The organism is Pseudosulfitobacter pseudonitzschiae (assembly GCF_002222635.1).
Classification (GTDB): domain Bacteria; phylum Pseudomonadota; class Alphaproteobacteria; order Rhodobacterales; family Rhodobacteraceae; genus Pseudosulfitobacter; species Pseudosulfitobacter pseudonitzschiae_A.
Genome location: NZ_CP022415.1, coordinates 1751787 through 1766133 on the forward strand (window position 1 = coordinate 1751787; position 14347 = coordinate 1766133).

The following is a 14347-nucleotide window of genomic DNA, read 5'->3' on the forward strand; positions in this document are numbered from 1 at the left end:
TGCCACGGCCCTGAAAAACAGATCAGTTACTTGGATTTATCAATGCGCGCGATATCGGGGATGTTTTCGACAACATTGTCGACCAGCGCCAAAATCATCGCCTGATAAAAGTCGTCACGCCCCGGGGCCACGTAAATCACGCCGTCTTGGGGGGTGTCGGCGGTCATCGCCTTGATAAAGACCGGATAGGTCTCGGCGTTGATCTCGCCGTTGTCGTCCGTGTAGTTGATCGTGGCGACCAGCTCGTTGAACTCGGCGCTGTCCGGAAGCACGGAATCGCCATCAAGCAACACGCCTTTGATCTCGACCTTGATCTGCGGATCACCTGCGTCTCCGGTCAGATCAATACGCTCGGCGATCATGCGGGTCACGTCTTCTTCGATCTGGGGGTAGTATTGCATGGCGTTTGCGCCGACGTTTTCGGTCAGGTCTGCTTTGACGTTCACTTTGGAAATCGGGGTCGCGGCGAAGGCGCCCAGCGGCAACAGAGCGATGGCAGTGGCTGCGGTCAGTTTTGCAATTGTCGATTTCATTGTCTTGCTCCTTTCAGGGCCGTGATGGCCTGAGGTGTGCTGACAAACGGCGGTGGGGGCGTTATGGTTCCGAAAGGCGTAGCAATAGGAGAAGCTGGGAGCTGAAAACTTGAAGAACGAGCTTCAATCTACTGTATTTTATACATAATTACACTTGAAAGATAAGGAAAATCCACGCTTGTCAGAATAATCAGGATGGCGGGAACCTGCCGGTTTGGCCCCTCATCGACGCTAAACCGCCGAACGGGCCGCGTCGAAACCTGTGCTGCGCAGCAAGATCATCAGCGCAGCGCCACCAGACCGCCTAGCTGCCCCAGATGACTTTGACGTAGTTCTGGGTTTCTTTGTAGGGTGGCACACCCTTGTGGCGCTTAACCGCGCCGGGGCCTGCGTTATAGGCCGCCAGCGCCAGCCTCCAACTGCCGAAGGTACGGTATTGTTGGCTGAGATAGCGCGCGCCACCGTCAAGGTTTTCGTGCGGATCGCTTGGGTCGACACGCAGCCGCCGCGCGGTTGCGGGCATCAATTGCGCCAGACCCAGCGCGCCCTTGTGCGATTTTGCCGAGGGGTTCCAGCCGGATTCCTGCTGGATCAGCCGCAAAAACAAATCTTCTGGCACCCCGTGACGGCGCGCGGCATCGCGGGCGGCGGCCAGGTAGATACCTTTGTACTTGCCGCTATAGGCGGGATTTACATCCCATTTCGTCGGCGTGTTCACCTTTGGCGGCTGCAATCTGACCGAAGCGGTGTATTGCTGCGAGGCCCGTGTATCGAGTACTTTTGTCTGCGATCCGAACAGCTTGCTTCGGCTGCGCGTTGAAAACACATCCGCATGTGCAGCGCCCGCCACTGTTGCACCGATCACCAGCGCCGAAATCCATACGCGCATATTTCCCAGCCCCCCAAAGATACAAAGCCCGCACGGCTCTGGTTTCACTCGTGGCGGCACTATACTTTATCTGATGGTTGCGACCACCCCTTTAGATCCGATTCCCGTTAGGCATCTGTTTACGATGTTCGGGCCAATCTGTAGGTTGTCACGACCGTTCGGGAATCGCCCGAACGGGAACGAATGAGTGAGAGGACATCATGGCTGGCTCAGTGAACAAAGTGATCCTAATCGGCAATCTGGGCCGTGATCCCGAAGTGCGCAGTTTCCAGAACGGCGGCAAGGTGTGCAACCTGCGCATTGCCACTTCGGAAAACTGGAAAGACCGCAACACCGGCGAACGCAAAGAGCGGACCGAATGGCATTCGGTTGCGATCTTTAACGAAGGTCTGGTGCGCGTGGCCGAGCAATACCTGAAAAAGGGCTCGAAAGTGTATATCGAGGGTCAGTTGCAGACCCGCAAATGGCAAGACCAGTCCGGTCAGGACCGCTATTCGACCGAAATTGTATTGCAAGGATTCAACAGCACGCTGACCATGCTGGACGGCCGCGATGGCGGCGGCGGCGGGGGCGGGGGCAACTACGGCGGCGGCGGGTCCAACTATGACAGCGGCCCGTCCGATGACCGTTTTGGCGGCCAGTCGTCCGGTGGCGGAGGCAATGCGCCAACGCCTTCGCGTGATCTGGACGATGAAATTCCGTTCTAAGCTTTCCGGTCTGCGCGACGTCTAGCCGTCGCGCAGAACCTCCAGTACGGCTTCGGGCGGCACATCGCCCGTCACAAAAGCATCACCGATGCCTCGCGCCAGCACAAAACGCAGCTGCCCCTGTACCACTTTCTTGTCCTGCCCCATCAGCTCCAGCAGTACCTCAGGACCGGGCAGATCGCCGTCGATGTCGGCCAGATCGGTCTTCATGCCCATGTCGCGCAGATGCGCGCGCACACGGCTTGGGTCTTCCTGACTGCACAGACCCAGCCGTGCCGACAGCGCAAATGCCATCGCACAGCCTATGGCAACACCTTCGCCATGATACAGACGGTCGGAATAGCCCGTCGCCGCCTCAAGCGCATGGCCAAAGGTGTGGCCAAGGTTTAGCAAGGCGCGATCGCCCTGTTCGGTCTCGTCACGCAACACGATGTCGGCTTTCATCTGTACCGAACGACGCACGGCCTCGATGCGCGCGGGCATGTCGCCTGCGGCCAGGGCCGGTCCCTGTCCTTCGAGCCACTCGAAAAACGCAGCATCACCCAGCAGGCCGTATTTCACGACCTCGCCGTAGCCTGCCAGAAAATCGCGCGGCCTCAGCGTGCCCAGCACATCGACATCCGCCAGAACCAGACTGGGCTGGTGAAACGCACCGATCAGGTTCTTGCCATGTCGCGCGTTGATGCCGGTCTTGCCACCCACCGAACTGTCGACCTGCGCCAGCAGCGACGTGGGCATTTGCACAAAGCGCACCCCGCGGCGCAGGATCGCGGCAGCAAAACCCACCAGATCGCCAATCACGCCCCCCCCCAAGGCCACAACAATATCGCCCCGTTCGACCTTTTGATCCAGCAGCCAGTCGACGCAGGCCATAAGATGCGGCCAGCTTTTGGTCGCCTCACCCGCTTGCAGGGTCATTGCAGCACTGTCGATCCCATGCGCGCGCAAACCGTCCTGAAAGGCGGCCAGATGCAGCGCGGCCACATTTTCATCCGAGATTACAACCACCCGCGACCGCTTGAGCAACGGCGCGATGTGGACGGCGGCTTCGGCCAGCAGGCCGGTGCCGATCAGCACATCATATTCGCGCCCCGGCAGGCCCACATGTACGGTGTCACGCATCCAGTTTCTCCAATACATCGGGCCGCGTCAGCAGCGCTGCAATCACGCGATCAGCCATCTTTTCAATGCTATACGACGGCTTGGACGCCACATGCAGATCAGCCAGTTTGTAGATCGGCACGCGTGTCTCGTACAGGCTGGTCAGCTTGGCTTTGGGGTCGGGATTACGCAGCAAGGGCCGCGTGTCCTTGTAACGCACGCGCTGCCAAAGCAGCGGCAAATCGGCGTCCAGCCAGACTGACACGCCGCGCTGCGAAATGTTCTGACGGTTTTCCGCGCTCAGAAATGCGCCCCCGCCAGTAGAAAGAACCCCGCGAGAACTGTCCAGCAGCCGCGAGATCACCTGCGTTTCCTTGATCCGGAAAAACGGCTCTCCGTCGCGTTCAAAGATTTCGGGCACGGTCATGTTGGCTGCAGCCTCGATCTCGTGATCGCTGTCAAGAAATGGCACGCCCAGTTTCGCAGCCAGAGCTTTGCCCACGGCTGTTTTGCCAGCCCCCATCATTCCAACCATCACGACAGTCTTGTGCAGCGCAAACTGCGCAACATCTGCTGGACTATCTGACGGTGATTGCTGAATTTCGCTCATATTCCGGTGAATGACGTGATATTGCACAAAAGGCCATATATAAGTTGGTCAAAACCAGAAAACCCGAGGCAGACAAAAGTATGGGAAGACTGATCAAGTATCTGATATACCTTATCGTTCTGGGGCTGATCGGCTTGGTGGTCTACGCCTATGCCGGTCCGTTTTTCGGCGCGGACTTTGACCCGCCACAGACCGAAGTCCGTGTGCCTGTGACTCTCGATGCCGATTAGGGTTGGCGTATTTCCGCTGTGTCTGGGGCTGATGGCGGGCGCATTCGCGCCCATTACAGCTGTGCAAGCACAAGAGGCCCCGTTGTCGGTGATCGACTGGCTGGAACGCAACACACCGACGCCCGCAGTACAACCGCAGCCGCAACCACCCGAGCCTGCCACAGCCCCCAGTGCCAATGTGCCCGTTGTCACCGTATCACCGCTGGACGGGCCTGCGGCGCGGCGCGTGGGGCTGGCACCTGCGTCGATCACCGGCCTGCCCGATACGCTTTGGCAAGGTTCGGACGGCACCGAACTGGCCGAAGCAATCAGCGCCATCAAGGCGGTCCGCCTGCCCGCCACGCAGGCGTTGTTCTATACCTTGCTGCTGGCCGAGGCATTGCCACCTGCGGTGCATGACGCGGATTTCAACCTTGCCCGTGTCGATGCGCTGTTGCGTCTTGGGGCGCTTGATCCGGCGCTTGCGATGCTGGAACAGATCGGCCCAGAATCGTCGGCCGCCGTCCTTGCCCGCTATTTCGACGCCAGCCTGCTGGCGGGCACCGAAGATGATGCATGCGCCAAGGTCATGGCCAAGCCGTCGCTGGCCCCCGGCTATGCCGCACGCGTGTTCTGTGCCGCGCGCGCGGGCGATTGGGACACCGCGGTTCTGCTGTTGGGCACGGCACGTGCATTGGAGAACTTAAGCGACGCCGAAGCGGATATGCTTGAGCGGTTCCTTGACCCCGACCTTTTCGAGGGAGAGCCGGACCTTCCGACACCAGCCGAACCCAATCCTCTGGCCTTTCGCGTCTACGAATCAATCGGTACACCCGTTTCCACAGCACTTTGGCCGCGGATCTATGCCAACGCCGATCTGCGCGAAATCGCAGGCTGGCGGTCGCAGTTGATGGCGGTTGAACGGTTGGCACAAACCGGCGCCATCGCCGACAACCGGCTGCTGGGCATCTATACCGACCGTCAGCCTGCCGCCTCTGGTGGTCTGTGGGACCGTGTGAACGCCGTGCAACGCTTTGAAACCGCTCTGAACAGCAACAGCACCGAAGCCGTGGCCAAGACCCTGCCCCCTGCGTGGTCCGAAATGCAGGCCGCAGGACTTGGCGTGCATTTTGCCAATCTCTTTGGTGAACGCCTGCCGCCGTTGGACGACCGCACCGCGAGTACCGTCGCGTTCGAGACCATGTTGCTGTCGCCCGTATACGAACAAGCCGCCACCAAATACGCCCAAGCCGCCGCGCATGCCCCGTTGTTGGTCGGATTGGCGCAGGGCGACACCACGGGCGCGCAACCCAACGGGCCGATGGAAAAGGCATTGGTTGACGCCTTTGCCGATGCGCCCCCCGACGCCACGCTGGTTGGGCTGGCCCGCACCGGTAAGCTGGGGCGCGCCCTGCTGGGGGCGTTGTCGCTGGTCAACGAGGGCGCCAAAGGCGACCCCGGCGCGTTGCGTCAGGGTCTGGCCACGCTGCGGGCGCTGGGACTGGAAGACAACGCCCGCCGCGCCGCTTTGCAAATCATGCTCAGGCCTGCACTATGAGCGCTGACACAGACCGCTGGATTTCCACCTTTATCGAAGCGCAGGCAGCCGAACTGGGGGCCGCGCAGAATACTCTTCTGGCTTACGGACGCGATCTCAAGGATTTTGCAACTTGGGCCACCCGTCAGGGACGCCGGTTCGACACCGTGAAGCAAGGCGATATCGAGGCCTATCTGGTGTTCTGCGACGAACAGGGCCTTGCCAAATCCACCCGTGCGCGGCGGCTGTCTTCGATCAAGCAAATGTACCGCTTTGCCTTCGAGGAAGGCTGGCGCAAGGAAAACCCCGCGATCCAGATTTCGGGGCCGGGTCAGGACAAGCGCCTGCCCAAAACGCTGGATATTGCAGAAGTGGACAGGCTGCTTGAGGCCGCGCGCGCCTCGGGCCGCAACGAGGCAGACTGCACGCGCAACACCTGCCTGATGGAACTGCTTTATGCCACGGGGATGCGGGTAACCGAACTGGTGGGCCTGCCGGTCAGCGCCGCGCGGGGTGATCCGCGCATGTTGCTGATTCTTGGTAAAGGCGGCAAGGAACGCATCGTGCCACTGTCGCCCCCTGCCCGTTCGGCGCTGGCCAATTGGCTAAAAATGCGCGACGCACTGGAAGATGCGGGCAAGGCCAAGGGCAAGCCTGCCTCGCGCTTTTTGTTTCCGTCACGCGGGGCCGCAGGGCATCTGACGCGCCACCGGTTTTATTTGATGATCAAGGAATTTGCCGTGGCGGGCGGCGTGTCACCGGACAAGGTCACGCCACACACACTGCGCCACGCTTTTGCGACGCATCTGCTGGCGGGTGGTGCCGATCTGCGGTCAATTCAGGCGCTGCTGGGCCACGCCGATGTGGCCACAACCGAGATTTACACCCATGTGCTGGACGCAAGATTGACCGAATTGGTGCTGGACCATCACCCGTTGGCCAACGAGAATACGCGCAAAACCTCGGGCAAATAGCCACCTGCGCACAGTGCCGCAGCCCGGTTGCAAACCGAACACATGGCCTGAAAATTGCAAGGATGATCGCCAGAAACCGGCACCGATCGGTCCATTTGCCCTGAATCCGCTGCAATCATCTGGCTTCCTTCCCTTGAATGCACGGTCCAACGGCCCCATAACCCTATGAACCCTCAAGGAACACAGTTTTACCAATGGACCCATCTTCTGCGACGCTGGACAGCGCTTTCTGGATCACCTGCGGGATCATCCTGTTTCTTCTTGTCCTTTCCGGTTTCTTTTCGGGGTCGGAAACGGCCCTGACCGCCGCCTCGCGCGGGAAACTGCGCAGTCAGGCCGACAAAGGCTCGCGCGGGGCGCAACGGGCACTGAAGATCACCGAGGACAACGAACGGCTGATCGGCTCTGTGCTGCTGGGCAACAATCTTGTCAACATTCTGGCCGCCTCGATGGCCACAGCGCTGTTCACCCGCGTCTTTGGCGAAAGCGGCGTGGCGCTGGCGACGCTGGTGATGACCCTGCTGGTGCTGATCTTTGCCGAGGTCTTGCCAAAAACCTATGCGATCACCAACGCCGAAACCGCCGCTGCGGCGGTGTCACGGCCCATCTCTCTGATTGTTCTGGTGTTTTCGCCGGTTGTGGCGGCGGTGCGCTATTTTGTGCGTGGTGTGCTGTTTGTCTTTGGCGTGCGCATTGACCCCAACAGCAATGTTCTGGCGGTGCGCGAGGAAATCGCAGGCGCGCTGCATCTGGGGCATTCCGAAGGTGTCGTCGAAAAAGAAGACCGCGACCGCATTCTGGGCGCGCTTGATCTGGGCGACCGCACAGTTGAAGAGATAATGTTGCATCGCTCGGGCATCGAGATGATCAACGCCCAAGACGACCCCGAAACGATTTTCGAGCAATGTCTGAAGTCCAGCCATACCCGCCTGCCCCTGTTTCGCGATGATGTGGAAAACATCATCGGCGTGGTCCACGCCAAAGACCTGTTACGCGCGATGTACAAGATTGTCGGCGGACCAGAGGGAGACGCCAAGGCTCTGAAATCATTTAATATTCTGGACGTTGCAACGGCCCCCTATTTTGTCCCCGAAACCACGACTCTTGACGACCAGATGCGCCAGTTCCTGCGTCTTAACACCCATTTCGCACTGGTGGTGGACGAATATGGCAGCCTTCAGGGTTTGATCACGCTTGAGGATATTCTGGAAGAAATCGTGGGCGAGATCACCGACGAATTTGACCCCGACGCAGACCATCCGCTGACCCGCGGCGAGGACGGACAATTTGTCGTTGACGGATCAATGACCATCCGCGACCTGAACCGTGCCACCGAATGGACCCTGCCCGACGACGAGGCGAACACAGTCGCCGGTCTGGTCATCCACGAGGCGCAGATGATCCCCGAAGTCGGTCAGGTGTTTTCGTTTCACGGATTCAGGTTCGAGGTAACCGCCCGCGACGGCAACCGTATTGCAGCGCTGGCTATTCGGCCACTTGTCCGGCGCTAAGCTCGTCGTCCTGTAGCGGCACCCGCATGTGCAGGTGATAACCGCTTGCAGACCCGCTGATCGAATAATCGGCCCCGATCTGCAACGCCGCCGCCTGCATCAACCGTTGGCCCAATGTGGTCACGGCATTCTCGGGCATGGGCTGGGTGTTGCCGATGCCGTCATCCTTGCAATCCACCATCAGTGCACTGTGGTCTTCGCTTTGCACAATCGAAACGCTGACAGTGCCCTGCCGCCCGTCAGGAAAGGCATGTTTGATTGCATTTGCTGTGAATTCGCTAACAATCATCCCGATGTTGGCAGCGACCAAAGATGCAACTTGGGCCTGACACACATCCATATCCAGTCGCACGTGTGACGGCGCACTGACCTCAAGCAACGACGCCACGCGCACCAGATAGGGCGCCAAAGCCACCTGATGCGACTGGCTGGTCTGGTACAATTCCTGATGCAACATCGCCACCGCATCAATGCGCCGCTCGACCGCTGATAAGGCCTCGACGGCAATGTCACTGTCCACCCGCGACTTATACATGCGCCCCACTGACAACACTGTTTGCAGCGAATTCTTGACGCGGTGGTCGATTTCATCACGCAAAACCTCGGCCTGATGCAGGGCCAGACGCATTTCGATCTGGCGCATCACCTGTTTGCCCAGCACCCGCAATGTGGTGCGTTGCAGATCGCTCAGGGTACGCGGTTCAGTGTCCAGCACGCAAAGGGTGCCAATCGGCAATCCATCATCAGAGACGAGCGGCACACCTGCGTAGAACCGGATGTTTTCTGTGCCAAGCACCAGCGGATTGTCAGCAGTACGCGCATCACGCCGTGTGTCGCGAATTTCCAACAAATCGTCTTGCAAAATGGCGTGACTGCAAATGGATTGGTCCAGACCGGTGCCGGTCGCATCCATGCCCACGCGGGCCTTGAACCACTGGCGATCTTCATCCACAAGCGAGATCAACGCAATCGGAACATCACAGATTTTGGCAACCAATTCAACCAGTTCGTCGAACTGAGGTTCAGCATCTGTATCCAGAATTCCAAGCTTGCGCAGTTGCGCCAGCCGTTCAATTTGTCTGGGATGGAGCTTTGCGCGCATGGGTGCCCCTTAAAACGCTTCAAGGCGCGTTTTATACCACACGGACCGCCTTGCAAGAGGGTCAAGTGTTCATAAGCGCAATCGTGTACCACCTGGATCAAATGGTGGCACATCCAGAATTGTGGCACGGTGCGGTTGGCCCAAGACCATCACCTCGACCACATCGCCCGCTCCCGCCCCTTTGACAAAGCCCAGCGCCAGCGACATCCCCACCGAATAGCCATAGGCACCCGAGGTCACGCGCCCGATCCCCTGACCATTCCAAAAAATCGGCTCGCCGCCTGTGGCATCGGCGTTTGACGCGTCCGTGTCGCCTGCATCCAGCGCCAGCAGCACCAGCCGTTCGCGCGCAGGCTGCGCCAGCGTACCAGCCACTGCATCGCTGTTCAAAAACACCTTGTCCATCTTGCACAACCGGTCAAGCGAGACCTCTTGGGGCCAGTATTCAGGGCTGTATTCACGCCCCCATGACCCATAGCCTTTTTCGATCCGCAGGCTCATCAGCGCACGGCTGCCCACGGGGCCGACGCCAAAATCCTTGCCCGCCCCGATCAATGCCGCATAAAGCTGCGCCTGATCCTGCGCGCGGCAATGCAGTTCCCAACCCAGATCACCGGTGAACGACACCCTCAGCGCCAGCACTTCGACGCCCGCCAGCGCAATCCTTTGTGCGTGCATAAAGGGAAAGTCCGCTGTTGCCAGCGACGCATCGGTCAGCCCCTGCAATAGCGCGCGACTGTCGGGCCCTGCCACGTTGAACCCGCACATTGCTTCGGTCAGGCTTTGAAACGTGATCCCCTCGGGCAATGGCACCGCGTGGAAAAACCGCTGGTGGTATCGTTCCGCCATGCCAGAGCCAATCACCCAGAATTCATCCTCTGCCAGTCGTATGACGGTGAAATCCCCCGCGATCCCGCCCCGTTTGCCAATCAGCGGCGTCAGACACGACCGCCCCACAGCCTGCGGCATCCGGTTGGCAAAGACCGCGTTCAGCCAGGCCTCGGCCTCCGGCCCTGTGCAGCGGTATTTTGCAAAATTCGAAATGTCGATAATACCCGCCCGATCCCGCAGCATCCGGCACTCATCCCCCACCGGCCCCCACCAGTTCTGCCGCGTAAACCCGTCGGTGTCCTGCGCACTAGGGCTGTCCGCAAACCAAAGCGGATGTTCCCAGCCTGCGTTCAGCCCGAACACCGCCCCCATCTGCGCTTGCATCTCATAGGCAGGTCGTGTGCGTGCAGGCCTGCCAGCGGCGCGTTCCTCGTTCGGGAAATGGATCTTGAAGCGATTGGCGTATTGGTCGCGCACCCGTGCCTTGGTAAAGGCCTTGTCGGCCCAATTGCCAAACCGTGCCATATCCCACGCAAACATATCGTATCGGGTCTCGCCCTCGATCATCCACTGCGCCGCTAGCAACCCCATTCCTCCCGACTGCGAGAACCCCGGAATAATGCCGTTGCAGCAGAAATAGCCGCGCAGTTCCGGCACCGGCCCGAACAGCACATTGGCATCGGGTGACCAGATCATCGGGCCGTTGATCACCCGCTTGATACCCGCAGTGCCCACCACCGGCACCCGTTCGATCGCGCGCATCATGTTGTCCTCGATTCGCTCCAGATCGTCGGCGAACAACTCATGGCCAAAACCTTGTGGCGTGCCATCCTCGGCCCAAAAGCGCATGTCTTTCTCATAGGCCCCGACCAGCAGGCCCTTGCCCTCTTGGCGCAGATAATATTCACCGTCCCGATCCGCGACCGAGGGCAACCGGCGGTCCATCGCGGCAATCTGCGCAATTGTTTCAGTTACAAAATACTGGTGCTCGGTTGGTTGCAGCGGCAGGGTCAGCCCCGCCATAGCCGCCACCTCGCGCCCCCACAGACCGGCAGCATTTACCACCCAAGGCGTTGCAATATCACCTTTTTCGGTGCGCACGATCCATGTACCATCGGACTGCGCCTCTGTCCCCGTGACGGGGCAGAACCGCACAATTTCGGCTCCCATCGCCCGCGCGCCCGCCGCATAGGCATTGGTCACGCCCGACGGGTCCACATTGCCGCCCTCGGGTTCCCACATGATGCAGCGGATACCGTCAAAATCCACCAACGGATGCAGACGTTCGGCCTCCGCACGGTCCACCTCGTGAAAGTTCATGCCGTACAACTTGGCCTTGGCCGCCTGCAACCGCAGCTGATGCACCCGCGCCTCGGTCTGGGCCAGATACAGCGATCCGGGCTGGAACACGCCGCAGCCCTGCCCCGTCTCCTGCTCCAGTTTTTTATACAGACCCATCGTATAATGCTGGATACGGCTGATGTTGGTGCTGTCGTGCAGCCCGTGAATGTTGGCTGCCGCATGCCACGTGCTGCCCGATGTCAGCTCGTCACGTTCCAGCAACACCACATCCTGCCAGCCCAGTTTGGCCAGATGGTACAGGATCGAACATCCGATCACACCGCCGCCGATCACGACAGCTTGGGCATGTGTGCGCATGGGCTCAGCCTTTGTTGATTGCACTGCGCCCCAACCTGCCGCCTTGGGCCGCGCAAGATTGATCATTTCCGACGTCCCGTGTCGGCCACGCACCAAGTCCCGAAATAAACCTCTTCATCTTGCCATACAAACTCCGGGGTCCGGGGCAGCGCCCTGGTACGGCCCTTGCAACCCACCGAAACGACGCATCCTGTCGCAAACGGACCAGCCTGACCGCCAGCGCATCCTAAACTCTCCCTGAACCATCCCATTCAGGAGGCCCCGATGCAAACCACCACCCGCGTTGCCGTCATAGGAGGAGGCGTTGTCGGCGCATCCGTGCTCTATCATCTGACGAAACTCGGCTGGTCCGATGTGATGCTGATTGAAAGGTCGGAACTGACATCGGGCAGCACATGGCACGCGGCGGGTGGATTTCACACGCTGAACGGCGACACCAATATGGCGGCGCTTCAGGGTTATACCATTCGGTTGTACAAGGAACTGGAAGAGATCACCGGCATGTCGTGCGGGTTGCATCATGTGGGCGGCATCACACTGGCCGACAATCGCGACCGGTTCGACATGCTGCTGGCCGAACGGGCAAAGCACAGGTTCATGGGGTTGGAAACCGAAATCGTCACCCCCGCCGAGATCGCAAAGATCGCGCCAGTGACCAACATCGAGGGCATCATTGGCGGGCTCTATGATCCGCTCGATGGCCATCTTGATCCGTCTGGCACCACTCACGCCTATGCACGCGCGGCACGCATGGGCGGTGCCACGATCCAGACGCACACGATGGTGGTCGAGACCAACCAGCGCCCCGATGGCACTTGGGATGTGGTCACCGACAAGGGCACGATCCACGCCGAACACATCGTCAACGCAGGCGGCCTGTGGGCGCGTGAGGTGGGGGCGATGGCGGGCATCTATTTCCCCCTACACCCAATGGAGCACCAGTACATCGTCACCGAAGAGGTGCCGATGATCGCCGACATCGTCGACGCAGGCGGCGAGCATCCGCATGTGATGGACCCCGCCGGCGAAAGCTATCTGCGGCAAGAAGGGCACGGCCTGTGCATCGGGTTTTACGAACAGCCCTGCCGCCCGTGGGCAGTGAACGGCACGCCGTGGACCTTTGGCCATGAACTGCTGCCTGATGATTTCGACAAGATCGAGGACAGCATCGCATTCGCCTACAAACGCTTTCCGGCGCTGGAAACTGCGGGGGTCAAATCGGTGATCCACGGGCCTTTCACCTTTGCCCCCGATGGCAACCCGCTGGTTGGTCCGGTTCCGGGTGTGCGCAATTACTGGTCGGCCTGCGGCGTTATGGCTGGCTTTTCCCAAGGTGGCGGCGTCGGCTTGACGCTGGCGCAATGGATGATCGAGGGCGAGCCCGAACGGGACGTGATGGCGATGGACGTGGCCCGCTTTGGCGACTGGATCAGTCCCGGATATACCCTGCCCAAAGTCATCGAAAACTATCAGAAACGCTTTTCCGTCAGCTATCCCAACGAAGAACTGCCCGCAGCACGCCCCAACCGCACCACGCCGATGTATGACATTTTTTCAGATATGGGCGCGGTCTGGGGCCAGCAATACGGGCTTGAGGTGGTCAATTACTATGCCCAAGAGGGCGAGCCCGCGTTTGAAACCCCGTCTTTCCGCCGCTCGGACGCGTTTGACGCGACCGCCCGCGAAGTGCGCGGCGTGCGGGGCGGCGTGGGCATCAACGAGGTCCACAATTTTGGCAAATACCGCGTCACCGGCCCCCGCGCCCGCGCCTGGCTGGACCGGATCATGGCAGGCCGTGTGCCACAGCCGGGCCGTTTGTCGCTGACCCCGATGCTGTCGGAAAAGGGCAAGCTGATCGGTGATTTCACCATGTCGTGCCTGAGCGATGACGAATTCCAGTTGACCGCGTCCTATGGCAGTCAGAACTTTCATTTCCGCTGGTTCCAGCAGCACGCCGAAGACGGTGTAACAGTCGAGAATATCAGCGATAAACGCAACGGGTTCCAGATCGCAGGGCCCAAGGCCCGCGCGGTTCTGGCCGCCTGCACCCTGACCGACATCTCGGACATGAGGTTTCTCGACGTGCGCCGCATGACCGTCGGCATGACAGACTGCATCGTGCAGCGGGTTAGCTTTACCGGCGATCTGGGCTATGAGATTTACTGCGACCCGATGGGCCAGCGCGCGCTCTGGTGGACGCTGTGGAATGCGGGGCAGCCACACGGGATGGTGCCCTTTGGCATGCGCGCGATGATGTCGCTGCGACTGGACAAACATTTTGGCAGTTGGATGGCCGAGTTCTCGCCCGATTACACCGCCGCCGAGACGGGGTTGGACCGTTTTATCAGCTTCAAGAAGAACACGGATTTTATCGGTCGCGCTGCCGCCAAGGCAGAGCGCGACAAAGGATCGGCGCGGCGGCTGGTGGCCTTTGTCGTCGATGCGGATGACGCCGATGTGCAAGGCTACGAGCCGATATGGCTGGATGGCGACGTGGTGGGCTTTTGTACGTCGGGTGGTTTTTCGCACCATACGGGCACATCCATCGCCCAAGGGTTCCTGCCGGTGCAGGCGGTTTCGGACGGTTTGCGTGTCGAGATCGAAATTCTGGGCCAGATGCGCGGTGCCACGGTCACGCTAACGCCTCCCTTTGATGCCGATGGCGCGCGGATGCGTGGCTGATT

Annotated in this window: 12 protein-coding genes; 6 read left to right on the forward strand and 6 right to left on the reverse strand. The window is 60.1% G+C overall.

Annotated elements, in window-relative coordinates; translation table 11 throughout:
- Nucleotides 1-26: 26 nt before the first annotated feature.
- Entirely contained in the window at nt 27-533 is a 507-nt protein-coding gene (locus SULPSESMR1_RS08505; protein ID WP_089420427.1) for a hypothetical protein, read from the reverse strand.
- A 304-nt stretch (nt 534-837) separates the two neighbouring features.
- A complete protein-coding gene (locus SULPSESMR1_RS08510; RefSeq protein ID WP_089420428.1) occupies nt 838-1422 on the reverse strand; it encodes a lytic transglycosylase domain-containing protein in 585 nt (194 codons plus the stop codon).
- A 200-nt stretch (nt 1423-1622) separates the two neighbouring features.
- Here SULPSESMR1_RS08510 and SULPSESMR1_RS08515 point away from each other — a divergent pair, with 200 nt between their 5' ends.
- Nucleotides 1623-2129, forward strand: coding sequence for a single-stranded DNA-binding protein (locus tag SULPSESMR1_RS08515; RefSeq protein ID WP_089420429.1), 507 nt, complete (start codon nt 1623-1625; stop codon nt 2127-2129).
- Nucleotides 2130-2150: 21 nt separating this feature from the next.
- Here the strand turns inward: SULPSESMR1_RS08515 and aroB are convergent, their stop codons facing one another.
- Nucleotides 2151-3251, reverse strand: a complete 1101-nt coding sequence (gene aroB, locus SULPSESMR1_RS08520) for a 3-dehydroquinate synthase (RefSeq protein ID WP_089420430.1) — start codon at nt 3249-3251, stop codon at nt 2151-2153.
- Nucleotides 3244-3840 carry a shikimate kinase gene (locus SULPSESMR1_RS08525; protein WP_089420431.1) on the reverse strand — a complete coding sequence of 199 codons (597 nt, stop codon included), beginning with the start codon at nt 3838-3840 and terminating at the stop codon, nt 3244-3246. The genes aroB and SULPSESMR1_RS08525 overlap by 8 nt, the downstream gene beginning before the upstream one ends.
- 80 nt (nt 3841-3920) lie before the next feature.
- Here SULPSESMR1_RS08525 and SULPSESMR1_RS25225 point away from each other — a divergent pair, with 80 nt between their 5' ends.
- The 4 genes from SULPSESMR1_RS25225 to SULPSESMR1_RS08545 all read left to right on the forward strand — a co-directional run bounded on the left by SULPSESMR1_RS25225 (nt 3921) and on the right by SULPSESMR1_RS08545 (nt 8071).
- Complete coding sequence (locus SULPSESMR1_RS25225; RefSeq protein ID WP_198362867.1) at nt 3921-4070, forward strand: hypothetical protein; 150 nt, start codon at nt 3921-3923, stop codon at nt 4068-4070.
- The gene (locus tag SULPSESMR1_RS08535; RefSeq protein ID WP_240311317.1) at nt 4060-5607 is read left to right on the forward strand and encodes a hypothetical protein; all 1548 of its coding nucleotides are present in this window, start codon (nt 4060-4062) and stop codon (nt 5605-5607) included. The genes SULPSESMR1_RS25225 and SULPSESMR1_RS08535 overlap by 11 nt, the downstream gene beginning before the upstream one ends.
- Nucleotides 5604-6560: a tyrosine recombinase gene (locus tag SULPSESMR1_RS08540; protein WP_089420433.1), complete on the forward strand. Its 957-nt coding sequence runs from the start codon at nt 5604-5606 to the stop codon at nt 6558-6560. The genes SULPSESMR1_RS08535 and SULPSESMR1_RS08540 overlap by 4 nt, the downstream gene beginning before the upstream one ends.
- Nucleotides 6561-6754: 194 nt before the next feature.
- Complete coding sequence (locus tag SULPSESMR1_RS08545; RefSeq protein ID WP_089420434.1) at nt 6755-8071, forward strand: HlyC/CorC family transporter; 1317 nt, start codon at nt 6755-6757, stop codon at nt 8069-8071.
- On the opposite strand, the gene SULPSESMR1_RS08550 is transcribed toward SULPSESMR1_RS08545, so the two are convergent.
- Both SULPSESMR1_RS08550 and SULPSESMR1_RS08555 read right to left on the reverse strand, forming a co-directional pair.
- Nucleotides 8046-9173: a sensor histidine kinase gene (locus tag SULPSESMR1_RS08550; RefSeq protein ID WP_089420435.1), complete on the reverse strand. Its 1128-nt coding sequence runs from the start codon at nt 9171-9173 to the stop codon at nt 8046-8048. The two genes, SULPSESMR1_RS08545 and SULPSESMR1_RS08550, sit on opposite strands and share 26 nt — an antisense overlap.
- A 69-nt stretch (nt 9174-9242) precedes the next feature.
- Entirely contained in the window at nt 9243-11663 is a 2421-nt protein-coding gene (locus SULPSESMR1_RS08555; RefSeq protein ID WP_089422235.1) for a GcvT family protein, read from the reverse strand.
- A 264-nt stretch (nt 11664-11927) separates the two neighbouring features.
- Between SULPSESMR1_RS08555 and SULPSESMR1_RS08560 the strand changes: the two genes are divergently transcribed.
- On the forward strand, nt 11928-14345 hold the full coding sequence (locus SULPSESMR1_RS08560; RefSeq protein WP_089420436.1) for a GcvT family protein: 2418 nt from the start codon (nt 11928-11930) through the stop codon (nt 14343-14345).
- Nucleotides 14346-14347: the final 2 nt, after the last annotated feature.